General features: G+C 30.2%; 22 protein-coding genes. 8 read left to right on the forward strand and 14 right to left on the reverse strand.

Annotated features, from left to right (window positions below):
• Positions 1–27: 27 nt before the first annotated feature.
• The 6 genes from AC5M21_RS13125 to AC5M21_RS13150 form a co-directional block, all read right to left on the reverse strand.
• Positions 28–213 (reverse strand): hypothetical protein, encoded by a 186-nt coding sequence (locus AC5M21_RS13125; RefSeq protein WP_493531506.1) that lies wholly within the window; start codon positions 211–213, stop codon positions 28–30.
• Positions 214–385: 172 nt separating this feature from the next.
• On the reverse strand, positions 386–1,804 hold the full coding sequence (locus tag AC5M21_RS13130) for a glycoside hydrolase family 1 protein (protein WP_008787779.1): 1,419 nt from the start codon (positions 1,802–1,804) through the stop codon (positions 386–388).
• Positions 1,805–1,814: 10 nt separating this feature from the next.
• Positions 1,815–2,741, reverse strand: a complete 927-nt coding sequence (locus tag AC5M21_RS13135; protein ID WP_008787778.1) for a type I phosphomannose isomerase catalytic subunit — start codon at positions 2,739–2,741, stop codon at positions 1,815–1,817.
• 152 nt (positions 2,742–2,893) lie between these two features.
• Entirely contained in the window at positions 2,894–3,361 is a 468-nt protein-coding gene (locus tag AC5M21_RS13140; protein ID WP_008787777.1) for a zinc ribbon domain-containing protein, read from the reverse strand.
• 12 nt (positions 3,362–3,373) lie between these two features.
• The gene (locus AC5M21_RS13145; RefSeq protein WP_008787776.1) at positions 3,374–3,841 is read right to left on the reverse strand and encodes a zinc-ribbon domain-containing protein; all 468 of its coding nucleotides are present in this window, start codon (positions 3,839–3,841) and stop codon (positions 3,374–3,376) included.
• A 58-nt stretch (positions 3,842–3,899) separates the two neighbouring features.
• Entirely contained in the window at positions 3,900–5,246 is a 1,347-nt protein-coding gene (locus AC5M21_RS13150) for a PTS sugar transporter subunit IIC (RefSeq protein ID WP_008787775.1), read from the reverse strand.
• 252 nt (positions 5,247–5,498) lie between these two features.
• Between AC5M21_RS13150 and AC5M21_RS13155 the strand changes: the two genes are divergently transcribed.
• Positions 5,499–7,412 (forward strand): BglG family transcription antiterminator, encoded by a 1,914-nt coding sequence (locus tag AC5M21_RS13155; protein ID WP_008787774.1) that lies wholly within the window; start codon positions 5,499–5,501, stop codon positions 7,410–7,412.
• Between the two features lie 25 nt (positions 7,413–7,437).
• On the opposite strand, the gene AC5M21_RS13160 is transcribed toward AC5M21_RS13155, so the two are convergent.
• The 6 genes from AC5M21_RS13160 to AC5M21_RS13185 form a co-directional block, all read right to left on the reverse strand.
• Positions 7,438–8,082 carry a hypothetical protein gene (locus AC5M21_RS13160; RefSeq protein ID WP_054325683.1) on the reverse strand — a complete coding sequence of 215 codons (645 nt, stop codon included), beginning with the start codon at positions 8,080–8,082 and terminating at the stop codon, positions 7,438–7,440.
• 6 nt (positions 8,083–8,088) lie between these two features.
• Positions 8,089–8,730 carry a hypothetical protein gene (locus tag AC5M21_RS13165; protein WP_008787772.1) on the reverse strand — a complete coding sequence of 214 codons (642 nt, stop codon included), beginning with the start codon at positions 8,728–8,730 and terminating at the stop codon, positions 8,089–8,091.
• A complete protein-coding gene (locus AC5M21_RS13170; protein WP_008787771.1) occupies positions 8,727–9,854 on the reverse strand; it encodes an SPFH domain-containing protein in 1,128 nt (375 codons plus the stop codon). Before AC5M21_RS13170 ends, AC5M21_RS13165 begins: the two co-directional genes overlap by 4 nt.
• Before the next feature lie 392 nt (positions 9,855–10,246).
• Positions 10,247–10,705 (reverse strand): DUF1307 domain-containing protein, encoded by a 459-nt coding sequence (locus AC5M21_RS13175; RefSeq protein WP_008787770.1) that lies wholly within the window; start codon positions 10,703–10,705, stop codon positions 10,247–10,249.
• Between the two features lie 654 nt (positions 10,706–11,359).
• Positions 11,360–12,178, reverse strand: coding sequence for an Mrp/NBP35 family ATP-binding protein (locus tag AC5M21_RS13180; RefSeq protein WP_017143864.1), 819 nt, complete (start codon positions 12,176–12,178; stop codon positions 11,360–11,362).
• Between the two features lie 118 nt (positions 12,179–12,296).
• The gene (locus tag AC5M21_RS13185) at positions 12,297–13,157 is read right to left on the reverse strand and encodes a YitT family protein (RefSeq protein WP_008787768.1); all 861 of its coding nucleotides are present in this window, start codon (positions 13,155–13,157) and stop codon (positions 12,297–12,299) included.
• A gap of 163 nt (positions 13,158–13,320) precedes the next feature.
• On the opposite strand from AC5M21_RS13185, the gene AC5M21_RS13190 reads away from it, so the two are divergent.
• Both AC5M21_RS13190 and AC5M21_RS13195 read left to right on the forward strand, forming a co-directional pair.
• A complete protein-coding gene (locus AC5M21_RS13190; protein ID WP_008787767.1) occupies positions 13,321–15,087 on the forward strand; it encodes a DUF885 domain-containing protein in 1,767 nt (588 codons plus the stop codon).
• Between the two features lie 99 nt (positions 15,088–15,186).
• A complete protein-coding gene (locus tag AC5M21_RS13195; RefSeq protein ID WP_008787766.1) occupies positions 15,187–16,383 on the forward strand; it encodes a S8 family peptidase in 1,197 nt (398 codons plus the stop codon).
• Positions 16,384–16,485: 102 nt separating this feature from the next.
• On the opposite strand, the gene AC5M21_RS13200 is transcribed toward AC5M21_RS13195, so the two are convergent.
• Positions 16,486–17,454, reverse strand: coding sequence for an AraC family transcriptional regulator (locus tag AC5M21_RS13200; protein WP_008787765.1), 969 nt, complete (start codon positions 17,452–17,454; stop codon positions 16,486–16,488).
• Between the two features lie 111 nt (positions 17,455–17,565).
• Between AC5M21_RS13200 and AC5M21_RS13205 the strand changes: the two genes are divergently transcribed.
• The 5 genes from AC5M21_RS13205 (at position 17,566) to AC5M21_RS13225 (ending at position 23,115) form a co-directional block, all read left to right on the forward strand.
• The gene (locus AC5M21_RS13205; protein ID WP_017143865.1) at positions 17,566–18,384 is read left to right on the forward strand and encodes an HAD family hydrolase; all 819 of its coding nucleotides are present in this window, start codon (positions 17,566–17,568) and stop codon (positions 18,382–18,384) included.
• The gene (locus tag AC5M21_RS13210; protein ID WP_008787763.1) at positions 18,384–18,971 is read left to right on the forward strand and encodes a sugar O-acetyltransferase; all 588 of its coding nucleotides are present in this window, start codon (positions 18,384–18,386) and stop codon (positions 18,969–18,971) included. Before AC5M21_RS13205 ends, AC5M21_RS13210 begins: the two co-directional genes overlap by 1 nt.
• 34 nt (positions 18,972–19,005) lie before the next feature.
• Positions 19,006–19,596, forward strand: coding sequence for a DUF1349 domain-containing protein (locus AC5M21_RS13215; RefSeq protein ID WP_008787762.1), 591 nt, complete (start codon positions 19,006–19,008; stop codon positions 19,594–19,596).
• A 261-nt stretch (positions 19,597–19,857) separates the two neighbouring features.
• The gene (locus AC5M21_RS13220; protein ID WP_017143866.1) at positions 19,858–21,408 is read left to right on the forward strand and encodes a sensor domain-containing diguanylate cyclase; all 1,551 of its coding nucleotides are present in this window, start codon (positions 19,858–19,860) and stop codon (positions 21,406–21,408) included.
• 24 nt (positions 21,409–21,432) lie between these two features.
• Positions 21,433–23,115 (forward strand): GGDEF domain-containing protein, encoded by a 1,683-nt coding sequence (locus AC5M21_RS13225; protein WP_008787759.1) that lies wholly within the window; start codon positions 21,433–21,435, stop codon positions 23,113–23,115.
• A gap of 458 nt (positions 23,116–23,573) precedes the next feature.
• Here AC5M21_RS13225 and AC5M21_RS13230 read toward each other — a convergent pair whose 3' ends face one another.
• Positions 23,574–24,641, reverse strand: a complete 1,068-nt coding sequence (locus tag AC5M21_RS13230; RefSeq protein ID WP_054690528.1) for a tyrosine-type recombinase/integrase — start codon at positions 24,639–24,641, stop codon at positions 23,574–23,576.
• Positions 24,642–24,722 lie beyond the last annotated feature (81 nt).

The raw sequence follows: 24,722 nt of genomic DNA on the forward strand, positions 1-24,722 counted from the left end.
TTATATTTCATACTTTTTCACAATTTACTACTTGACTTTAATATAGTTGTCTTTCAATAATTCTTTACACAAACGAACTGGCTCACTATTAATTGCAACCATTGCTGCTCCCATCGACTTCGCCTCATTACATAATTTTTTAAAATCATCTTTTGTCGCATAGGGTTTTAAAAAAGTATGATCAAACATATGAGCTAAATCTTCTGTTGTCATAATATCACCTCTCTTTAAGTATACACCTATCATTGTATATGTCTATTCAATTCAATCAAAGTATCTCAACATCGACTATCCTAAAATTAAGACAGATCATCTTCATGCTTATCATTATCAACTTCACATAGATATTGTATCCGTGCCAACACCCAATAAAATTCTTAATGATTTAGTATTCAATATCATTTTGAAGATTCTCACCATTTGTAGCAATGACTTTTTTATACCAGTAGAATGATTTCTTTTTATAACGTGCTAAATCCAATAAATCTTCAAATCCTCTATTAACATAAACAAATCCATATCTTTTTCTCATTTCTTTATGACTACTTAAAAAATCAATTGGGCTCCAAGCAAGATATCCCATTAAATCAACACCGTCATGTTCAACAGCACATTTAAGACTTGTAATATGTTTTTGATAATATTCAATTCTTTCATCGTCATAGACTTTGCCATTATCTAACTTTTCATCAATTCCAATACCATTTTCAACAATAAATAATGGTTTATGATAACGATGATATAAATCAATTAAAGAATATCTTAAACCTTCAGCATCAATTTGCCAACCCCATTCATTTGCTGTATAGTTTGGATTTTTTAAATTTCTATGATCAAATAAAATCGCATCCTCTAAATCAATAAAATCTTCAATATGATCAAAGGAACTCTGAACACCACTACGATAATATGAAAAAGCAAGATAATCTAATTTTTGTGAAGATTCTAATACAACTTTCTGTTCTCGTTCCTTATAATCAATATGAATATGTCTTTGTTTAATAAAATTTAAAAAATAATCAGGAAGTTCACCAGAAGTCATAATATCAAACGGTAAATAATTATGCATTTTATTCTTGAAATCAGCTGCAATAATATCTTCACTTTTACAAGTTAATGGATAAAAAGGTGCATGTCCAATCATTCCCCCAACCCAAGCATTTGAATCAATGCGTTTAATCACTTCAACAGCTCGTGCATGTGCTATTGCAGTATTAATAGATAATTGTGCAAACATTTCAGTCATACTCATATCTTCAGGTCGGTATGCTCCAGCAACCAAATCACTTTGATAAGGTGCAAGATTAATTTCATTATATGTCAGCCAATATTTCACTTTTCCTTTCAATCTATTCACAACAACCTCTACATGCTTAGCATAAAAATCAATAACCTTTTTATTTAAAAAACCATTGTATTCTCTTAAAAGATAATCTGGCATATCAAAATGCACCAATGAAACAACAGGTTCAATACCTTTTTCTAAAAGATAATCTACCATGGATTCATAGAAATCCAAACCCTTTTCATTCGCTTTCTCATCATCCCCCAAAGGGTGAATACGTGACCATACAACAGAAAAACGGTAGGCCTTAAAACCCATTTCAGCCATCAAATCAATATCTTCCTTATAATGATGATAATGATCAGCCGCAACAGCCGTATCACAGAACATTGGAACTATCCCTTTTTCAGGTGTCACTACCAAAGTATCATATACATTTAATCCTTTTCCATCTTCTAAATAAGCTCCTTCAGCTTGTACATTACTGAGGGCAGCCCCCCATAAGAAATCTCTTTTCATATTCTTTTCCTCACTTTGTTGTCATCATAATTGTCATTTGCCCATTCAATTGGATATGTGTATGTGTTGGAATGAGAAAATTATCTCCAACTTTTATATCTTGATTATTCACTTTGCCCTGTCCTTTCACAACTGTTGCTAATTGGTAATTTGTATGAATGTACTCAACTTCCCCTGTTACTTCCAATTTTGTCACTGTAAATGAATCATTTGCAATAAAAACTGTCTGTATACAATTTTGATAATATGTTTCAACTGGATGAATTTGATTTTTCATATCTTCAGGATTGTATGATAAACAATCGATTGCTTCTTCCATGTGCAGTTCACGTTCATGACCATATTCGTCCTTACGATGATAATCATAAAAACGATATGTGATATCAGTTGCCTGCTGAATTTCATAGACAATGCTTCCCTTTCTTAATGCATGTAATAAACCTGCTGGCAAATAAACAAAATCTCCAGAATGAACATCCAAATGTTGAATCAAATCATCCCAGCGATTTTCTTGTATACATTGCCTTAACTCTGTTTCATTAGCAGCATGATGTCCATAAACAATATTTGCGCCTGATTCAGCCTCAATAAAATACCATCCTTCATTTTTACCTGTTGGAAATCCTAATTTTTTAGCATGCTCAGCATTAGGATGAACCTGAATACTTAAATCATCTTCTGGTCCAACAAGCGAAATAATGACAGGGAAATCTTCATGAGGATGACCAAATAATTCCTGATGATTTTTCCATAAATCCAAGAGTGTCTGCCCTTGATAAGGATCACTTAAACAAACAGTTGATGCACCTTCTTGAGCACTAAATGACCATGACTGGCCAATTCCAAGTGGAAAATCATCATATCCAAAATACTCTTTAACCAATGTATGCCCCCAAATCGCTGGACGAGGAATTGGTTTAAAAAATAAAACACTCATATCAACACCTCCATGTTTCATTTTATAAGAATAGTCTTGCTTATCAATAGAGTAAACAGTCATAAATTATGACAAAAGACTCATTGAAAATCAAAAACCTTTTATTAAAAAAATAGCACCAACACAAGTGCTATCAAATTTATAAAAATATTTTACATGTTAATTAATGCAAATAATGATACAGCTGTGGTAAATGTTGCAAGAACTGTAGCTATTGTAACCATTCGAGGTTGAACCCGATAATGATATTGGATATTGTATAAATTATTCACTTGCCTTGATTTCGTACAATGATAATCTGATAATAACGCAACGCATAAAATAAGAATTCGCATCCATAAACTTGTGCCAATCCTCCATGAAATAGGCCATGGAAATATTGCCAATCCAAAGGCTAAAATTGCTGTTCCCAAAGCCGGTATAACATAAGGATTCTTTAATTCCTCTAATGCCTTTTCATGTTTGGATTTTTTACTTTTAGATTGTTTAGCATCCTCAATTTTACGTTCTTCATATTTTTGAGTATCACTACGTTGTCTTACTTTTTTGACTTCTTCACCACAGCTATCACAAAAGCGAGCTGTGTCACTCATTTTAGCACCACATTTTCGACAATACATTGTTCTTCTCCTTTATTTTAAGATAACTGTTGATAAATTTAACAAAGCAATATAAACACTCATCACAACTGCAACCATTGCGAATTTACTATTTCCGTTAGGTTGATAACCTTTTTTCTTATCTTGATAATCAATAATAAAAGACATGACAGAACATCCAATAGCACATATATATCCAATAAGACTGATTATGAAAATAAACTTCGAATTCATTCCTAAGCCATTTACAATTGTAGCAACAATAAAATCTAAACCAATTAAAGAAATAAGGAAAATCATCAACCCAAGTTTACTCCAACTATTTTCACGAGGATTATGTTTTAAAGAAGGATCATTTTTTTCCATTTCTCTTTGTTTTGAAATCTTCTCTTTTGCTTTTTCTAAATCCTTCATACTGACTTTTTTCAACGGTTTCCCGCAATATATACAAAAAGTAGAATCATCAGGCAAATCTTTATGACAATGTGGACAAACTTTCATTTCCTTTTCCTCCTATTTTTTTCAATAAAGGAGACTTTTACAAGTCTCCTCATACATCTTAAGCATTTGCAGCAACAGTAGCAGCAGCCTCGTCTTCTAATCTTTTCACTTCTGATTTTTCATAAGCCTTCCAGAATGGGTAGAAAATAACCATTCCAATGGCTAGGTTAATAAATACAATAATAAATCCACCAATAGAACCACCAGGAGCTAAATATCCTAAAATAGGAGATGGTGTTGCCCAAGGTAAAGCTAAATACATTTTCCCAATAAATCCAACACTTGTTAACATATAAGTTAATGCCCCAGTAATTGTATGTGTCACAACAAATGGAATAATTAAGAATGGATTTAAAACAACAGGTAATCCAAACATAATTGGTTCTACAATACAGAAGATGGCAGGTGGGAAACAGATAGCAGCCAATGGTTTTAAATGTGGTAATTTCTTACTTGACATAAACATATAGATTAAAATTGGCCAGCAGCTTGATACCCATTGAGATAATCTACATAAGTTTGGAGTCCATACATATGGTAAATCTTTAACAGCAGTTCCTGCTAAGAAAGCAGTATTATTTTCACCAATCCAAGTATTTAAGAATGCATTTGTAACAGCACCTGTGATATTATCTCCATGAAGACCACAAGTCCACAACAATGCAGATAAGAATTGCTGTAATGAGTAGACAACAACATTGTCAGCAGCAGATAAGACAGGCAATAACATTTGTCCAATCATTTCAGGAATATTCAATCCTCCAATTGTTCTAATACCCCAACAAATAATCGCAATAAAGAAATAAGGAATAATCGCTGAGAAACTATCAGAGATTGCAGGTGGAACTGAATCTGGTAATTTGATACGAATATGATACTTATAGCATAAATGAATGACATTGATCGCAATTGCACCTGCAACCATTGCTGTGATGACCCCTGCACCACCCCAATAAGTAATTTCTAAAGCACCAGGTAAAGCATCAGTAGCAACACCTTCAATAAATAATTTACCAACAGCATTGTAGTTAAGTAAGATAAATGCAAAGAATGCACCTACAGCACCCGTTGTTTTGTTGAAACCTTTGATTTCAGCATATTCAGCTCCCATTGCAATAACAATGTAAACTGCCATCATACCCATAGACAAGCTATTGATTAATGCAAGATCCCCTGCCCAAGGTTTCATGAATGGTAGTAAAGCCGTTTCTGTTAAACCACCATCAGAACATAAAAGATAAATAATTAAGAAAATTGAACCAACCATCGTAACCCCAATTGATCCAACCATCCCATTTACAACAGCTTTAATAAATGGAATTTGACCAAATTTTGTCATTGGTCCAGCGATGACATCAACTTTTGACATCAATTTGTCCATAAAAGACGTGTTTTCAGTAGACATTTAAATTCTTCTCCCTTCTATAAATGTCGAGAATGCGAGTAAACGTTTTCTCTTTACATCTTCATTTTATCACGTCGTTTATTTTTTTCTACTTAATCAATCGGCATAATAAATGCCAAGTCATTCACTTTTTTTATCAAAAGGCTTATGTAGTAAGGATTTAGAGAGAATTTGCGAAAACAGATTTTTAGAGAAAACGTTTACATATTTGTCGGATTTTGTTATAATGGTACTGCATTAAGGAGGAATATTATGAATTTAAAGAAAAATGAAATTGAAATTATTAAATTGCTTATTGCCTCAACAAATTATATTTCTTCTTATGACATAGCAACTGCAACTGGTATCAATAGAAGACTGGTACGAGATGAAATGCTGAATGTCAAAATCATTTTAAAATCACTTGGTTATGAGTTAGTATCTAAGACTTCCAAAGGATATATTATTGAAGGAAAATCATCACATTCATTACAAGGTTTGTTTCACATCATTGAAGATGCTGAACGTCAAAGAGAATATGTTTTTCCAACATTACCACAAGAAAGACAGAGTTATATTTTAAAAAGATTAGTGGAAAATAATACATATATGAAAATAGATGATCTTGCTGATGAACTTTTGATTAGCCGTTCTACAATCTCCAGTGACTTAAAAAAAGCTCGTCAGGATATTAAAAAATATGGTCTTATAATGAAACAAAAACCGAATTATGGTATCTGTATTGTTGGTGATGAAGTGAATAAAAGAAAACCTCTATGTGACTCTCTATTTACGAATCTTAGACAATCTGAGATGTTTTATGATTATTTAAACTCATATATTACAAATCCAGATTCATTAGAAAATGGAATCATTAAAATAATCAAACATCATCATGTAGAAATGTCTGATATCGCATTATGTGATTTTCTTTTAAGTCTGTCTGTCAGTATTACTCGTATTCTTGCTGGTCATACCATTGCCAAATCTCCTGATTTAAAACCAATTCTTGGGCGTAATGAATTCGAATGTGCAAAGGATATTGCTCATTTTATTGAAGATAGAAATGAATGTCAAATGAATGAACATGAAATCAACCAAATCGCAATTGAACTTATTTGTAAAAGATCTTCCAAAGGTGTGACACCACAAAATTCACCTGAAATTCATCATCTTGTCAATGAAATATTATCTGAAATCTATCAACAGACATTACTCCAATTTAATGACTCACATTTCTATAAAACTTTTACTTTATATGTAGAAGCTGCTATAATTCGCTTAACTTATAAAGAGAAAATTAGAAACCCACTTTTTGATGAATTAAAAACAACTTATCCACTTGCATATGAACTGGCTGAAATCACTTCATCAATTATTAAAAAATATACACATCAGGCTTTATCAATGAGTGAACTTGCATTTTTTGCAATTATCTTTAACACTGTTATCCATAATCACAAAACAAATAAAAAAAGAGTTCTACTTCTTTGTGGACTTGGTGGCGGTGCTGAACAATTAAATGCTAAACAAATTATAGAACGTTTTGAAAATGAAATTGATATTGTGAAAACTTCTCAATACTATAAATTACCTGATGAAGATTTAAATCAATATGATTTTATCATTTCTACTGTACCAATTCATAAAGATTTACTCATTCCACATATCAATATTTCACAAATCATTAATCAAGATGACCTTAATAAAATTGATAATTATCTCTCCTATCTCTTCAATAAAAATAGAATAGAAACCCTTTTTCACCCTAAACTTTATAAAACAAACGTCAAAGCACGTAATAAAACAGATGTTGTCAATGAATTTTTTAAAATGTTAAAAGCTCAGTATCCTCATATAAAAGAATCATTTAAAAATAATCTGATGATTAAAGATCAAAATACATTTATTCCCTATAAAAATAAAATAGCAATTATACGCTTAAATAAACCTTTAAATCAAAATAATATACTTGCTGTATTAATTCTTCAAAAACCTATAATCTGGCATAAAAAAGAAGTTCAAATGATTATTCTATTCTCTTGCAGTGATAGTAATAATTACATTTATAATACCTTAACCAATATCCTCACTAATCTTTCAATTAAAGAAAAAGGGAACTGGAATCTTATTGAAGATACCAGTTACCCAATGTTTTTAAAAATGATGATTAGAAATCAGTTCTAAGAAATAACAAGATGTTATTTCTTTTTTAATGGAGAATTGTACCACAATATTCACATTGACTTCCATCCCCTATAACAATATTATGTGCTCCACACCCTGGACAAACAGCCATATGTGAAGCATGATTAAGTTCCTGACCTGTTGAAACATTCTCGTAAGTTCCCAAGACAATACATTGTTTTGTTTTATCTATATAAGCATTTTGAAAATAACCTTTATCAATCATGACCTGTAAATCGTGTGCTACCTGCGTTGATGAAACTGCTCGAGCAGATGAAATTTGTGGTATAGATATTATATTCGAATTAACAATGAGTGAAATATAATCACGATAACGTTTTCTCTCTTCCTCAATTGATAAACATTTTTTAAATAGCAGCAATCCTCCTGCGATAAATAGAAGACTAACAACAATATAGAAAAGCATATCACTGCCAGTGACAACAGTTTTTACGCCATCTACAGTCTGTGTCATTTGGCCTGTTAAAGTCATAAAAATAGAAATAACACCAAAACCCATTAAAGCGAATGATATATATTTCAATGTTGATGATTTTTCAAAGACTGCTGTTTTATCATCTCTTAATTTTTGAATCAAGAAAAAGAGTCCGACTGGCCATACAAAGATTAATAAAACAATAATAAGTGTCCAGGATTTTGATTTTTTCATAAATAGTTAAACCTTTCCATATTTAGCTTGTTGAGATAGAATTTGATATTGTTCAATTTGAATTTCAATATGTTGGAATTCTTGATTGATTTCAAAATCTTCATCTTGATAATGATTTTGAAAATAAAGCAATGCATTGGCAAGCGAATTCAAATCTATATCTCTTGAAACATCTAATGATTTCAAAGACTGAATTAATGAAGGTATTTGATTTAGACATTTTTCATCAATATCTAACCCCTTAAATTGTTGGAGTATATCTAAACAAGTCTGTAATTGACTTAATTGACTGTTTAGCTGATGAGATTGCATATACATACGTTTTGCAAAATAAAGAACAAGTGTATATCCTATCAAAGCCCCTCCATAGATAAGTACAATCAATCCAATTGTAATATAACCTAGCAAAGAGACAACTGCCATGACTACAACCATCATCAATGAAATAACAAGTAGTCCAGGAATGAGAAATGCTCTTTCAATCTTTTGTAATGATAAAGCACGATAAAGTGTAAAGGTTGCTAACAATTCAGTACAAACAATATTCACAATAATATATGAGTTAACTCCCATAAAAAATAAAGCAAGTGCTGTAACAATTGTTATAATCATTCCCAGAACTGAAAAAAGCTTATTCGCTTTCATCATAATTTTTCACCACATTCAGGACAGAACTTTATATTCGACCCAACTTCCAGACCACATTTTGGACAATTCTTTTGAAGAGGTTTTCCGCATTCAGGGCAGAACTTTGCATGTGCTGGTATATTGACATGACAGTGTGGACATTCTTTAACATCAGTGATTCTTGTATCAGCACCACACATTGGACAGAACTTCACATTTTCTGCAATTTTTTGATGACATTTTGGACATTCTTTCATTTTTGTAGATGTATCAATCTGACTTGTTAAACCACCAACTTGCTGTCCCATTGGTCCACCAATACCAACGCCCATACCAAGACCAATTCCAGCCCCCATCATTCCTCCAGCACCACCTTCATTTTTAGCAGCACCTTCTAATGTATCAAATGATCTTTCTTGTTGATAACTATAACCAATAATATCCATTTCAGCACGTTTAGCTAAAGCATCTTTCAATTTTTTAACTGCCGAATCATCTTCTGGTACACTAATATCATTAATATTAAAATTCACAATCTTAATACCATATTCAGCCATTTCAGGCACCATTTTTTCTTGAATATAATCTGATAACTCTTCTAAAGAAGCATTAATTTCTAAAACACTAATACCATTTTTAATAATATATGAAGAAATGGCATCTTTGACTTTTGTTAGATAAACTCCTTTAAAATAACTTGTAACCTGCTCTTTATCAAAATAAGGCAATGTCCCAACCAACTCAGTTAAAAATTTTCTTGAATCTTCTATTCGTATTGCAAATTGCCCATAAGAACGAACTGGTAAAAAAACTTTATACTTTGGATCTTGCAATTGAATAGGAGACGGTGTTCCCCACTTAATATCCATAGATACTGTTTTATTGACAAACCAAACCTCAGCAGTAAATGGTGATTTTCCTCCAAAAGGTAAACCAATCAATTTTGTTAACAAAGGTATATTCGCTGTTTCTAAAACATGACGTCCTGGACTAAATAAATCCAAGGCTTTTCCACCTTTATATAACAATGCTTCTTGTGATTCATTCACAATTAATTGTGTCCACGTACTCAATTCCTGATCAGGATATTTCCATGCAAACACATCAGGTGAAGCATCATATTTTACCAAATCAATAATAGCCATAATCTTTCCCTCCATCATTTTATACTATATCTATTTTAACAAATTTTAGATTAAACAACAATCAAATATAAACTAGTAATAATTGGTTATTTTTATGAAACACTTAATCTCACTAATTTATCATCTTGATACATTGTTGTTTTCACTTAAATATTTCTCTGGCAATAATCACAATAAGTTGTCTGTGATAGATCTAATAGAGCACCACAATAAAGGCAAACTTCTTCTAACATATCCTACTTCCATATTATGAAGTTGTTGTTGATGCTGCATAAATAAACTATTAAATTCATATTCATCTCCCTAAACGATGTCAAATACCTATGATTGTGAATAATAAAAGTCTCATAACCTACAGGTTATGAGAACGGTATAGTTATTTTATATAAACTCTATTTTTTTGTTAATCCAGTACTTTCTAAATTTTTCACTGTCTGTTCATAACTTACATACAGTATTTTACCATCTTTTTTTGCACCAGTAATGATTTTAGCTGCTTTTAAATCATAGAAATCTGCTGTTTCATAATCTATTATTGTTGTTTCAGTTATTTTATCACCAGTTATATCAGCTCTATAATTGACCCCTTTTATATCATAAAGCTTTTTATACTGTTCAACTGTTTGTTCCATTTCATCTTTTGTAATTCCTAAATCTGCAAAGTTCATTACAGAGACAGTTTTCTGTTTTAAAACACGATCTCCTAAATAATTAATTGTGCTTGAAATCTTAGTTCCATTAATCTCACCTTCGTATACTACTGTTTCAATTTTAGAATCTCCTCCTCCACAACCATTTAATACAACTGCTGCTATCATTATACACATTCCTAATTTTAATAATCTTTTCATAATTTACCTCTTCTTTTGATCATATCAAAAACAATCAAATTATTTATTAATGTTACACAAGATAATTTACAGACCCACTCCAGTCTTATAACTGCCTTTATGAGCAATATTGAACATATATACTCCCCTTTGCTCTATCTATATATCCAATATCATAGCATCTTTATTCATACAGTCCCTAAATTTTACTTTCTCTGCATGGACACTCTACTTTCCCAAGAATTCTATCCTTCAGCTTAAATTCTACTTTTGTTTCATACTTCAGATTTATAGAAATCATCGCTGTTTTTTCCTTAATTGTCATTCTTTCTATATCTAATCCTTAAATGATAAGAATCTGTCTTCATCAATGTCCATCTTCTTAGCTATATTTGAATTGTACAGATAGAAGACATAATCTCTCTCCCCCTTCCTTGGTTCATTAAAGTTCACACAAAAAAACCATGCAATTTCCTTAGAAAAAGCATGGTAAATCAACAAAATATATGCTATTTTTATCAGTTCGTAAAAGTGAACATTTACGAACTTTTATACACGATAAATTATATCATAATTTATCTATTTTCTACAAGCGTTTACAAATAACTCATGTTTCTATTTATGAAAATCGAATGATCCATAACATATTATTCATAAAAAATACTCTCATTTCTTTTAAAACTCCCTAACTTTTGTATTCAATTCAGTTAGCCAATCTGATTCATATTCTTCAATCATTCCCATATCGCTTAACTTTGTTAATTCACTATCTAATGGTATCTGTCCTAAAACATTCAAATCATACTTATGTATAACATCTTCTAAATGACTTTTTCCAAATACAAAAATTTTCTTTCCACAATCAGGACATTTCACATAACTCATATTTTCAACAATCCCTAAGATTGGAATATTCATTTGTCTAGCCATATTCACCGCTTTACCAACAATCATACTCACAAGTTCTTGGGGACTTGTGACAATGACAATTCCGTCAAGAGGTAATGATTGGAATATAGTTAATGGAACATCACCTGTTCCTGGTGGCATATCAACGAACATATAATCAATTTCACCCCATTTGACATCAGTCCAAAACTGTTTAATCATTCCAGCTAAGATTGGACCACGCCAAACAACAGGATCTTCAGGATGCTCCAATAAAAGATTAGTTGACATGATTTTCATTCCATGTGCAGTTTGGGCTGGAATAATCTCTTTTCCATTAGAATAAATTTCTGTATCATCGACACCAAATGTTTTACCAATTGATGGACCTGTAATATCGCCATCTAATATAGCAACATTGTGACCTTCTCTTTGTTTTAAAACAGCTAATAAAGATGTAATAGAAGACTTACCAACACCACCTTTCCCACTGACAATACCAATAACTTTCTTAACATGAGAGTGAGCATTCATTGGTGCTAGAAAACTTTTTTCATCACACTCTTCTTGACACGCTCCACAATCATGATTACATTCATTACTCATTATCTTCACTCCTTTATGATTATTATTCTACTACAAATTCAAGACTTATTCAAAAGATTCACATTATCTATTAAGATATATAGATCAAAATAACAAAAAAGGTCTCAAAGATAAGACCCTATGATTCAATATATTCTTTTTTAAAAGTAAAGCCTCTACCACGAACCTCATTGACCTTACTTACAACCATAAATGCATGTTCATCAATATTCAATATTAAGTCATTAAGTTTTGGTAATTCCCTGTTAGATACAACAGTCATAACAACTGGATATTCGTTTTTCATATAACCAGAAATAGACTTTAACATCGTTGTTCCTCTATCTAACTCTTGTATAATAACATTATTAATCTTTTCATATTCTTTAGAAACAATCATAACTTCAGTTTGTGCTTTTCCAAATACTAGAACTTTATCCAATACTAATGTATATGTCGCTACTAAGACAATCCCATATAAAACCATTTCTTTATCAGTATAAAAGACTTGCATTAACAAAATGATAAAATCAAAAACATACATAGAAACAGAAACAGGTATTCCCATTTTCTTATTAATGACAAGTGGTGGAATATCCATTCCTCCAGTTGAAGCATTACACTTAATAACAAGTCCAATAGCTGTTCCTATCATAACTCCACCAAACAAGGCAGCTAACAATGGGTCACTTGTCATCTTTGTATATCCAATTGTTTGTTCAAAGACACTTAAAATGAGTGGAAAATAAAATGTACTGATTAAAGTTGTCAATGCAAATGTTTTTCCTAAAACAAAAAAACCTATTGCAAACATACCTATATTAAAGATGGAAACAAATAATGTTATTGGTATTTGAAAAACATGATGAGCAGCAATCGCTAAACCAGTAGAACCACCTGTTATGAGACCACTTGGAACAATAAATAAAACAACTGCTAAAGCATATAACGTATTTCCTAAAAGAATACCAATAATATTCTTCACTGTTTTTAGAGTCATACTCTCCCTCCTATTCAATAAACCAAAAGTTATTATAACACGACTTATGTCAATTATAATCATTATTTTTATAATATGACAAAAATAAGTCATTTGATTTATTCCATTTACATTGCTGATATATAAAAAACAAGTTATACTTATAAACAAGGAGGAGAGATTTATGAAATATTTAAAAAGACTTTCAATAGTTATATTATCTGCTTTCATGGCTATTTCATTAATAGGGTGTCAGCCGCAAACAAAAAACAATGAAGAAGTTCAAAAACAATTTGATGAATTCATTCAAACACAATTTGTGAATACAATGGAAAGTGACTATACAACTGCTCATACATTTATGGTCAATCCTAAAGATTTTGGTGTTGATATGAGTCAAGTTGATGTCAATTTAGGAATTCGTATTACAGATGAAAATTTGAAAAAAAGCAAAGAAGATCAAGCTTCTGTACTTAAAGAATTCAAAACATTTAATCGCGACGATTTAACAGATGAACAAAAAGATACATATGATATTTTTAAATTCCAAGCTGAATTAGATGAAAAACTGAATGATGATAAATTTGATTATTATCAACAAATCTTTGAAAGCATGACTGGTATTCATTATCAATTACCAACAATGTTAGCAGACTGGCAGTTACGTAACGAACAAGATGTAAAAGATTTAATTTCTGTTGTCAATGATATTCAACCCTATATGGATAGTGCTTTGGATTATACAAAGAAACAGGAAGAAAAAGGTTTGTTGATGGCTGATCTTAATGAAGTGATTGCATACTGTGATAAGGTAATTAAAAAAGGAGATCAGAGTGCAGTTTTAGAAGCTATGAAAAAAAGTATTGATAATCTTTCACTAGAGAAAGGAACTGAGTACAAAAAACAACTCAGTCAGGCATTTAAAGATTCATTTATTCCTGCTTATGAAGATATTAGAGACACAATGAAATCTTTCAAATCAGGAACAAATAATACTGAAGGATATGCTAAGTTTAAAAATGGAAAAGAATATTATGAGTTATTACTACAGAAAAACATTGGTTCAAATAAATCAGTATCTGATATTCAATCAATGATGACAAAAGCATACAATAGCCATTTGAAGAATTTAATGGCAGTTGCTACAAAGGATCCAAATATTATAAATAAGTCAGAACCAAAAACAAATTATAAGAATTACACAGAAATGTTAGACGATATTCAAAAGAATTTATTTAATGATTTCCCTGAAGTTAAAAATAGAAGTTATCATATTGAAGATATCAATAAAGAAATTGCCTCATCTTCAGGTGTTGCTGCTTATTTTAATATTCCTCCACTTGATGGAACTGATAAGAAACAATTGCGTGTCAATCCAAATTCAGCAGATGTTTCAACTGTTTCAACTTATCATACTGTTGCACATGAAGGATTTCCTGGACATATGTATCAATATGCCTATATGTATGAAAACATATCTTCTCCTTATCGCAAAGCATTAGCGAATAGTTCTGCTTATTCTGAAGGTTATGCTGTTTATGCACAATACTATGCCTTTAAATATTTAACAGATATTGATCAAAACTATTTGGAACTGACAAAAGAAAATGAATTGGCAACTTATTGTATTATTATTTTAGCAGATATTGGCATTCATTATGAAGGTTGGTCATTTGAACAATTTAAAGATTTCTTAAATACTAAAGGTTTAACTTTAGAAGATGATGAACAGTTCAAAAGTCAATACTACCAACTACAAGCAAACCCATCTGCATTCCAGCCTTACTATGTTGGATATGAAGAAATAAATGCTTTAAAAGAAAATGCTGAAAATAAACTCGGATCAAAATTCAAAGATAAAGATTTCCATACGGCACTTTTAAAAAGTGGAACTGCTCCATTTAATGTTGTTGAACGCAATATAGATAAATATATTGAAGAGAATAAATAAATTCAAGGCAATGAAAATTGCCTTTTTTCTTTATTATAATGATCACTTAATCATTATTTTTTCATAATCTATAATGAATACACGCAAGGAGGAAATGCTATGTATAATGATTATAAGAATCAGTTTGTTGCAGGGAAAGTCATCGTTGCATTAGATAGAAGCATTGATTCTATGAATAATCCAGAATATGATCTTAGTCTTATTCTCAGTCAAATCAATTATGAAAAAGTAGAAATTATTTTTCACTCTAAAAATAATTTAGGTGATATTATTCTTATTCACCTTAAAGATAAAACTCATTTGGCAGTGATTGATGCTATTGAAACACTTTCTACCAATCCTTTTGTTGTTTATGCAGAACCAGATTATATTGAGGAAATTTTTAAACTTTCTAATGATCCACTCTATCGTGAACTTTGGGGAACACAAAAAGTCAAAGCTTCATCTGCTTGGGACTATACGACAGGAAGTTCTGATATTGTTGTTGGAGTTATAGATACAGGGATAGATTATAATCATCCTGACATAAGAGAAAATATGTGGATTTCTCCAAATAGAGAAATCTATTATGGATGGAATTTTGCTGATAATAATGAAAATTCTATAGATTTAGATGGACATGGAACACATGTTGCAGGAACAATTGGAGCGGTAGGTAATAATGGAATTGGAATAACAGGTATCTGTTGGGATGTCAAAGTTGTGTCGATGAAATTTGGTCTTGATGTCGCCTCTGCAATTGCATCGATTGATTTTGCAAATGAATTTCATATTCCTATTCTTAATGCCAGTTGGGGTGGTCGTGCATATTCCCAGGCTTTAAAGTATGCAATTGAGCAATATGAAGGTTTATTCATAGCTGCTGCTGGAAATGATGGCACAAACAATGATTACAATCCTGTCTACCCTGCTTCTTATGATTGTCAGAATATTATCTCTGTTGCAGCAACAACCCCTTATGATAATCTTGCACGCTTCTCCAACTATGGTGTTAGAAATGTCGATATTGCTGCTCCTGGAACAGGCATCTTAAGCCTTGATTTATATGGTGATTATAGTCCTCTCAATGGGACTTCTATGGCAGCACCTCACGTTGCTGGTGCAGCAGCACTTTTGAAATCATATATGCCAAATATATCTTCCTTAGAGTTAAAAAATATTATATTGTCTACAGCAACTCCAATACCTCAATTCATCGGTAAAGTCTTGACAGGAGGTATTCTAGATGTAAAGACAATGTTTGCATTTGCATCTACCTTTAAACAAACCAATGACTATAACTTCAAAACACAATGATAATTCATCATATAGAAAAAGTTATCTCTTTATACTTTAACATTTTAAGATATATCTCTTAAAGAGAGTTAAAGGTATCATCAGATAACCTTTTTGATTTTTTTATTTATGATTTTTAAATCTATATTCAGTTGCTGTCATACCCATTTCCCGATGAAAGATTTTTCCAAAATAACTAGCTGATTGAAATCCACACTTTTCAGCAATTTCTACAATAGGATCCTCACTCTTTTGCAAAGCCTGTTTTGCCTGTTTTAAACGATAGTTCAATAGATAATGAACTGGTGAATCATGTAAATAAGATTGAAAACAGCGTGCAGCTTCACTTTTGCTAATATCAGCTGCACAAGCAATATCTTGTAAAGATATAGGTAATGAATAATGATCATGTATGAATTGCAACATCTTTTGTGTTCTCACTTGTAAAATATGTTTATTGTGCTTTATAGAAACTTTTGGAATATCTTCTAAATGAAGATAAATTAACTGCCAGATTTTATTCAGAATACTCTGTATTTCCATTTCGTAACAAACGATTTCAATGTCTTCATTTTGAAATGGTAAAGTAGGATATTCACCATAATAGCTTGGCACTAAGCCATATTTTTGTAATATTGAGAAAAGTTTATCCAACATTAAAAGTATGTCCTGTTGCCACTGACAATCCTGATGCAAAACAAAATAAGGTAATTCTGTATTCAGAATAATACATTGAATAAATTTTTTATAGATAATACTGTAGGATGGAGCAATCATTTCATGTGAAAATACTATATTTGGACATTGACACTTATCTTGAAAATTGATTTGTTGAAATGAATGAAGAACATTGGCATTTATAAATATAGCATCTCCTTCTATTAAATCAATAATAGTTTTTCCAATTTGAATTTGTATTGGGCCTCCATAAGCTAAATAAAATTCCAAATCTGAATGCCAATGAAGTGGAATCATCTGCTTTGAATAACAATATAATTCATCTACATAATATTGGATGGGGAATTCTTCACTACCATGTTCAACAGTATCTTTTAAATTATAATCTGTAATTGTTAACTCAGTTTGTTTCATAATATCTCCATATATTTACGACTTGAGAATATTGTAATACATTTAGACAATAAATTCCATTGTTAGTAGATATAAAAGGAATATAATAATATTATCATGGAGGATAATAAGATGAATGAAATAAAAATAATTATTTGTGATTTAGATGGAACATTATTAAATGAAGAAGAAATGATGAGCGAATTAACTATAAATACAATTAAGAAATTAAAAGAAAATGGTTATCTTTTTGGCTATGCCACAGGTAGACCAATCTGTTCTATTGAAAATCTTATGGAAAAGTGGCAAATGAATAAGGATATTGTAGATATCGTGATTGGATTAAATGGCGGACATATTAAAGACTACAGATTGAATAGAGAGGAAAAATGTTTTCAAATAGATGGCAAACTGATTGAAAAGATTATCACACATTTTCAAGGTTTCCCAGTTAATTTTGGTGTATATAAAGATGATTATTTGGCAGTTTTTAAAGATGATGATCTTGCCAAACGATTAGCAACAAGTGATAATATTCCATATATAGTAGAAAACTTTCAAGATATTTATAAGTCAAAACAAAGCAAACTTATTGTCATCACTCATCCATCAGATATGAAATATATTAGAGAACATGGTCAAAAATTGAATCATCCCCATCTCAAATCTTTGCAAGCAGGCCAAATTGAATATGAATATATGGATCCTCAATTATCCAAAAGTTTAGGTTTAGAGCTCGTATGTTCATGGCATGATTTGTCACTTAAAAATTTACTTGCTTTTGGAGATGCTGATAATGATGCTGAAATGATTCGTGATGCTGGAATAGGTGTGGCAATGGAAAATGCAAGTACACTTACGAAATCTTATGCAAATTATATAACAGGAAGCCATCAAAATGATGGTGTTGCTTATTTCTTATTAGAAAAAATATTAGGAGGAAACATTTAATGACAGAAAAAGAAAAAATGTTAGCTGGTGAAATTTATGACTGTGGAGATCCAGAGTTGTTAGAACTTTGGTATTTAGGGAAAAATTTAGCGAGAGATTATAATCTCGCAGATGCAAACAATATAGAGGATAAAAAGAAAATATTAAAACAACTACTAGGTGGCTTTGGTGAAAATTTATGGATTACTGCACCATTTTATGTTGATTATGGTTGTCATATTTATCTTGGTGATAATTGTGAGATCAATATGAATTGTACCTTTTTAGATGATAATCAAATTATTATTGGTAATCATGCTTTGATTGCACCAAATGTTCAAATATATACTGCTTTTCACCCTACTCATTATTTAGACCGCTTTGGAGATAGTGTTGATACTCAATTTAATTTTTGTAAAACAATGACTGCTCCTGTTATTATAGGTGATAATGTATGGATTGGTGGTGGCGCTATTATTATGCCAGGAGTCACAATTGGTGATAATGTTGTCATTGGAGCAGGTAGCGTTGTCACAAAAGATATTCCTTCAAATGTTATTGCTTATGGAAATCCTTGCCAAGTGAAACGTGAAAACAAACGTCGATAGTTTATGTCAGAAAAATGAAAGTGAGGAAATACAAATGATATACAAAAATTTAAAGTGGTTAAATGAAAGTCAATATCATGAAATAGATAATGGAATTGAAATCTACGCACCTGAACATACTGATTATTTTGTTAATCCAGTTAATCATGACGTCATAACATCTGCTCCTTTTCTTTATCAAGAAGTGACAGGTGATTTCATCTTGCGAGCAAAAGTAAGTCATGACTTTTTATCAACATATGATGCTTGCGTTCTACTCGCCCAAGACCATGATAGATTATGGGCAAAAGCATGTTTCGAGTTGACTGATATAGGGACTCATTCAATCGTAACTGTTATGACAAATGAACATTCAGATGATGCAAATGGCGTTATTGTAGACACTCAAGAGATATGGCTGCAACTGGCAAGAAAAGACAATATGTTTGCTATTCATTATTCTCTAGATGGAAGAATATTCTCTATGGCAAGACTAACCTATTTACCAATGAGAAAAACAATTAAAGTTGGTTTTTCTGCTCAATCCCCATTAGGAGACGGTGGAATGAGATGTTTTACAAATATTTTGTTTAAAAAGAAAAGATTAACAGATATTCGAAATGGCAATGATTTGCCATTGATATAAAAGCCCAGAATAAAATCTGGACTTTTTTATTTATAAAAAGGTTTAAGACATCTATTTAATTGTTCTGATACTTTCATAATATCTATATACAACAATAAAAAAGAGATTTATATAATAACATATAATTATGTAAAATATAAAATATTTTATCTTTTTTATAGATTTTTAAACACTATAAGTAATATAATAATTATATATAGAAACCGCTTTCAAAAGATATAGCGATAATCTATAAGAAAAGGCAGAAAGGAAAAGATAATTATGTATCATAAAATAAAAACAATTACTATTTTTTCTATGAACTTTGACATACAAAATGCCTTAACCCAAATGTTAGAAACTAAAAAACATATCAATTATAATATTGAGACATTATCAAATTATAATGAAAATTATCAAAATAGTGATATAATTATATGTGATTTACCAGTATTATGCCTTTTGAACTATCGTAATCAGATGAAAGAAAATACTTATCTTTTTTATATTAGTGATTATAAAAATGATTTATGCAATGACTATTATGAAGTTGCAGATGAAGTACTTATACGTCCTATTCAACTCGAGTATTTAAATAAACGTGTTCATCAAATTTATCAAAATATGAAACAGGGTGAAGACCTTTGGCTCAACAACACATATTTAAATGTATTAATTGATAGTATGCCTGATTTGGTTTGGTTTAAAGATATCAATGGTATTCATATGAAAGTTAATGATGTTTTTTGTCAAACAGTAGGAAAAAAGAAAAAAGAGATCGAAGGAAAAGATCATTGTTCAGTATGGGATGTTAAAATTGATGATTGTGCCAAAACTGAAGATATTGTGAAAAAAGAAAAAAAGACATGTCAATTTAATGAACTCGTTAAAAGCCGAAATGGTTTGCGTCAATTTAGAACCTATAAATCACCATTATTTAATCCGGATGGTGAGCTGATAGGAACAGTAGGAATTGGTCATGATATTACAGATTTAGAGAACATGAGTACAGAAATGGAAATTCTTTTTAATAGTATGCCTTATGCAGTATTATTGAGAAATCAAGATGGAGTCATTCTGAATATCAACAAAAAGTTTGAAGAATATTTTCATACTGTTAAAAATAAAATTATAGGTAAAACGTATGATGATTGGTATCATAGTCTCTTGATTCAACAAAAGTATATGAAAAGAGAAGATAATGGGAAAATTTTTCTATCTTATGAAGATGAAGAGCGTATTCTAGATATGAGTTATGAAAAAGTATATGATATCTTTAAGAATCATATTGGTGAACTCTGTATATATCGAGATACTACTGAAGCATTCTTATTAGAACAACAGTTAAGTAATAATTCTCATACTGATTTTTTAACTGGTTTATATAATAGAAGATATTTTTATGAATATTATTCAGAGCATCACTCGTTTGACCAGATTTCTATTCTTTATGTAGATTTAGACCATTTTAAAATAGTTAATGATACATATGGTCACCAAATTGGTGATGAAGTCCTTAAAATAAGTGCTCAAATACTACATAAGCTTTTCCCAAATGATACAATTACTCGTTTAGGAGGAGACGAATTTCTTGTTTTAAAATATGGTATTATAAGTAAACAGGAATTAATTGAACAAGGTAATAATTTAATTATAGCTTTGCAAGAACAATTTAAAAAAAGTAGATATTATTATAATTTATCTGCGAGTGTTGGAATTTCTTATACAACTGATAACCAAAAAATAGTTGATGAACTTATTAAAGAAAGTGATACAGCATTATATGAGGCTAAGCAAACAGGAAGATCAAAATGTTGTATATTTCATAAATAATTTATAGATAGGAAGTGAAAAGAGATGAATAAAAATTTACATATTCCAGAGTCATTTCAAGTTGATATCAATGACTTTTATAATGCTGTCGTTAAGAGTACTGAAAATTATATATATATTGTTGACATGAAACAAAATATCTCATTGATTTCGGATAATATGTATGAAGATTTTGATTTACCAGGGAGAATTGTTGAAGATCTTATTTCTGTTTGGGGAAAATTGGTTCATGAAAAAGATCAAAAACGATATCAGGATTCTATTTCAGATATGCTCTCTTGTCGTACCAATGAACATAATTTAGAGTATCAAGTCTTAAATCGGAAAAAGGAATATATCTGGGTTGTATGCCGTGGCTTGTTAACACGTGATGAAGATCAAAATCCTATAATGTTTGCAGGCGTTGTGACACCTATTGGCGGTCGTGGAAAGGTTGATCGAACAACTGGCTTATTAACTCAAGAAGAATGCAAAAATACAATTGACTTATTTCAAAATCAAGGTTATGAAAAAGGTGGTTTTTTGCTTCTTGGATTAGATAATTTTAGTCGTTTAAATAATTTAAAAAATCATATTTTTGGTGATACTGTGCTCCGTAATATTGCTCAGATGATAGTTAGTACTGTACCACATGAATCTAGTGTTTATCGATTTGATGGAGATGAAATAGCTATTTTTTATCCTCAAGCAACAATATCTGATATGAAAAATATATATCAAAAAATACAGTTTTACACAAATCATGAGCATGAAATTGATGGAAGTTCATATTTTTGTACTGTTTCTGGTGGTATTGCTATGCTTGGTGAAGATGCTTATGATTATTTAGAATTGATAAAATGTGCTATGAGCGCTTTGGATGCTTCAAAAAAAGGAGGAAAAAACCGATGTACAGTTTATTCTCCTGAACTCTTGAAGAGTAATCTCTATACAATGGAAATAATTAATCAATTACAACGAAGTGTATTAGCAGGTATGAAAGATTTTTCACTTGTCTATCAACCTTTCGTAAGTTCAAATGGACTTGAATTAAAAGGTGTAGAAGTCTTGCTTAGATGGACATCAGAAACTCATGGAAAAATTGGACCAGCTGAGTTTATTCCACTTTTAGAATCAGATAATAGTATTATACCGGTTGGTAAATGGATCATGGAACAGGCTTTTATAACATGTAAAGAATGGTTAAATTTCTATCCTGAATTTGTTATGAATATCAATGTATCATATTTGCAAATTATTGATAAAGACTTTATTATGTTTGTAAAACATTTACTTAGTAAATACAATTTATCACCTCGTCATATTGTTTTAGAACTTACTGAAAGTTATTTTGTGACTGAAATGTTAATCTTAAAAGATGCTTTTAAAAGTTTACGAGATATTGGTATTCGTTTTGCAATGGATGATTTTGGAACAGGTTATTCTTCTTTAGGATTACTCTCACAATCTCCTGCTGATATTATTAAAATAGATAGATTATTTATTTCTTTTATAAATGATAAGGATCATAGTTTTAATCGTTCATTTATTGAGGCTGTTATTAAACTTTGTCATAGTGTTGGCATATCTGTTTGTGTAGAAGGCGTTGAATATATTGATGAATTAAATACTGTCTGTGACATGAATGTTGATAGTATCCAAGGCTATTATATTTCAAAACCTATGACTAAAGAAGAATTTGAAAAGAAATATTGCCAGAAAAATTAGTTAATTATATATATTTTATTGATGAAATGTTTTTAAATGGATTAGTAACTGATTTTCATGTTACAGAACTCTCTCTTTTTCCTATTTGAGACGACAAAATGAATCAGGCGAAAGGAAAATTTTATTAATTAAACTATTTGTAAATAGCTAGGTAACTTTATTAAGCAAAAAATATTAAAATACAATTCTACTATAAAAAATTGAATGTTGTACAAATCTGCTTAATTTCTATTATAAATATTTTAAGAATAATTGAAGATAAAATGATTTTATTAAACTTTTAAAACAAACAAAGATAGATAGAAAATAAAAAAACTCTAAATTCTTGTATATCAAGAACTTAGAGTATATTTTTTCTTGGTGCGGGTGACAGGGTCTGCACCACTTATCAACCGCACTATCTCTGCTTTTTTGCTAATTATATTATATCATACTTTCATTATATTTCAAGTTTTATTTTAACTTATTATCTCCTCCTTTCGTACATAATCATACATATGTATAATTCGATCTAATTCAGAACTTGTATAATCGCTTGAACCTATTGCTCCAACCAAAAGTCTTTCAATTGCATTTTTCAAAACTTCAAACTGTCCTTTATTTTCTGCTTGTATTTTATCCTCAATTATTCTTGCTAATCTTTCTTGTGATTTATTAGATGAATGATAATATATATCAACAGTTGTTTCTATGCTTTCATGTCCCAAATGCTTGCTTACGCTTTTTATATCTGTTGTTAATTCTGCAAGCATAGTCGCATGACTATGTCTAAACCCATGTAAGGTTATTTTTGGTAAATCAACCATTTTTTGATATTTATCTAATAATCTTTGTAATACACTGAAACTCATCATCTTAACATTACCTACTACAAACAGTTCATCAATATTGCCATATCTTTTTCTCAATGACATATAATAATCAAATAATAAATTATATAAGCTGTCATTCATTATTAATGTTCTATTTCCATTTAACGTTTTTGGTGGTGTTATAACCTGACCGATTTTCTTTTTTCTGCTTGCTGTTGAAAGTATTCTAATTTTTTTATTATAGAAATCTATTTCACTCCATTTTAACGAAAGCAACTCACCCTTTCTTAATCCTAAATAATAAAGCATATCAAATATGACTTTATCTCTTATCACATTAATATTAGATCTAAAATCATTATATTGTTTTAAGTTCCAAACATTTTTTTCTTCTACTATTTTAACTTGTTTTTTTATTGTCGGTATACTAGCTATACGATTGCATTCAATAATTCCCATTTCTTTTGCAAATTTAAATATTTGTTTCAACAATCCGACTATATGATTTGTGTGACTTACACTATAATTACAATCTTTTAATAAATATTTTTGAAACTCTCTCACTACATTTTTATTATTAACACTTTCTATATCAATTTTATGAAAGTATTTATCTATAATTTTATATCTATTTTCTATTGTCTCTATTGTAGAATCAACAACATCAATTATCTTATCATTTATAAATTCATTAAAAACCATTTCTAAAAACATAATTACACTCCCTTTTAAAATTCTATTATTATTTTAAAAGACGTCTTCCATATTTTTCCACCGGTTTTCTTATTATATCTT

This window comes from Coprobacillus sp., assembly GCF_984815275.1.

Excerpts from the sequence above, each read along its gene's own strand:
- AC5M21_RS13125 (WP_493531506.1), bottom strand. The coding sequence starts at position 213 with ATGACAACAGAAGATTTAGCTCATATGTTTGATCATACTTTTTTAAAA.
- AC5M21_RS13130 (WP_008787779.1), bottom strand. The coding sequence starts at position 1,804 with ATGAAAAGAGATTTCTTATGGGGGGCTGCCCTCAGTAATGTACAAGCT.
- AC5M21_RS13135 (WP_008787778.1), bottom strand. The coding sequence starts at position 2,741 with ATGAGTGTTTTATTTTTTAAACCAATTCCTCGTCCAGCGATTTGGGGG.
- AC5M21_RS13140 (WP_008787777.1), bottom strand. The coding sequence starts at position 3,361 with ATGTATTGTCGAAAATGTGGTGCTAAAATGAGTGACACAGCTCGCTTT.
- AC5M21_RS13145 (WP_008787776.1), bottom strand. The coding sequence starts at position 3,841 with ATGAAAGTTTGTCCACATTGTCATAAAGATTTGCCTGATGATTCTACT.
- AC5M21_RS13150 (WP_008787775.1), bottom strand. The coding sequence starts at position 5,246 with ATGTCTACTGAAAACACGTCTTTTATGGACAAATTGATGTCAAAAGTT.
- AC5M21_RS13155 (WP_008787774.1), top strand. The coding sequence starts at position 5,499 with ATGAATTTAAAGAAAAATGAAATTGAAATTATTAAATTGCTTATTGCC.
- AC5M21_RS13160 (WP_054325683.1), bottom strand. The coding sequence starts at position 8,082 with ATGAAAAAATCAAAATCCTGGACACTTATTATTGTTTTATTAATCTTT.
- AC5M21_RS13165 (WP_008787772.1), bottom strand. The coding sequence starts at position 8,730 with ATGATGAAAGCGAATAAGCTTTTTTCAGTTCTGGGAATGATTATAACA.
- AC5M21_RS13170 (WP_008787771.1), bottom strand. The coding sequence starts at position 9,854 with ATGGCTATTATTGATTTGGTAAAATATGATGCTTCACCTGATGTGTTT.
- AC5M21_RS13175 (WP_008787770.1), bottom strand. The coding sequence starts at position 10,705 with ATGAAAAGATTATTAAAATTAGGAATGTGTATAATGATAGCAGCAGTT.
- AC5M21_RS13180 (WP_017143864.1), bottom strand. The coding sequence starts at position 12,178 with ATGAGTAATGAATGTAATCATGATTGTGGAGCGTGTCAAGAAGAGTGT.
- AC5M21_RS13185 (WP_008787768.1), bottom strand. The coding sequence starts at position 13,157 with ATGACTCTAAAAACAGTGAAGAATATTATTGGTATTCTTTTAGGAAAT.
- AC5M21_RS13190 (WP_008787767.1), top strand. The coding sequence starts at position 13,321 with ATGAAATATTTAAAAAGACTTTCAATAGTTATATTATCTGCTTTCATG.
- AC5M21_RS13195 (WP_008787766.1), top strand. The coding sequence starts at position 15,187 with ATGTATAATGATTATAAGAATCAGTTTGTTGCAGGGAAAGTCATCGTT.
- AC5M21_RS13200 (WP_008787765.1), bottom strand. The coding sequence starts at position 17,454 with ATGAAACAAACTGAGTTAACAATTACAGATTATAATTTAAAAGATACT.
- AC5M21_RS13205 (WP_017143865.1), top strand. The coding sequence starts at position 17,566 with ATGAATGAAATAAAAATAATTATTTGTGATTTAGATGGAACATTATTA.
- AC5M21_RS13210 (WP_008787763.1), top strand. The coding sequence starts at position 18,384 with ATGACAGAAAAAGAAAAAATGTTAGCTGGTGAAATTTATGACTGTGGA.
- AC5M21_RS13215 (WP_008787762.1), top strand. The coding sequence starts at position 19,006 with ATGATATACAAAAATTTAAAGTGGTTAAATGAAAGTCAATATCATGAA.
- AC5M21_RS13220 (WP_017143866.1), top strand. The coding sequence starts at position 19,858 with ATGTATCATAAAATAAAAACAATTACTATTTTTTCTATGAACTTTGAC.
- AC5M21_RS13225 (WP_008787759.1), top strand. The coding sequence starts at position 21,433 with ATGAATAAAAATTTACATATTCCAGAGTCATTTCAAGTTGATATCAAT.
- AC5M21_RS13230 (WP_054690528.1), bottom strand. The coding sequence starts at position 24,641 with ATGTTTTTAGAAATGGTTTTTAATGAATTTATAAATGATAAGATAATT.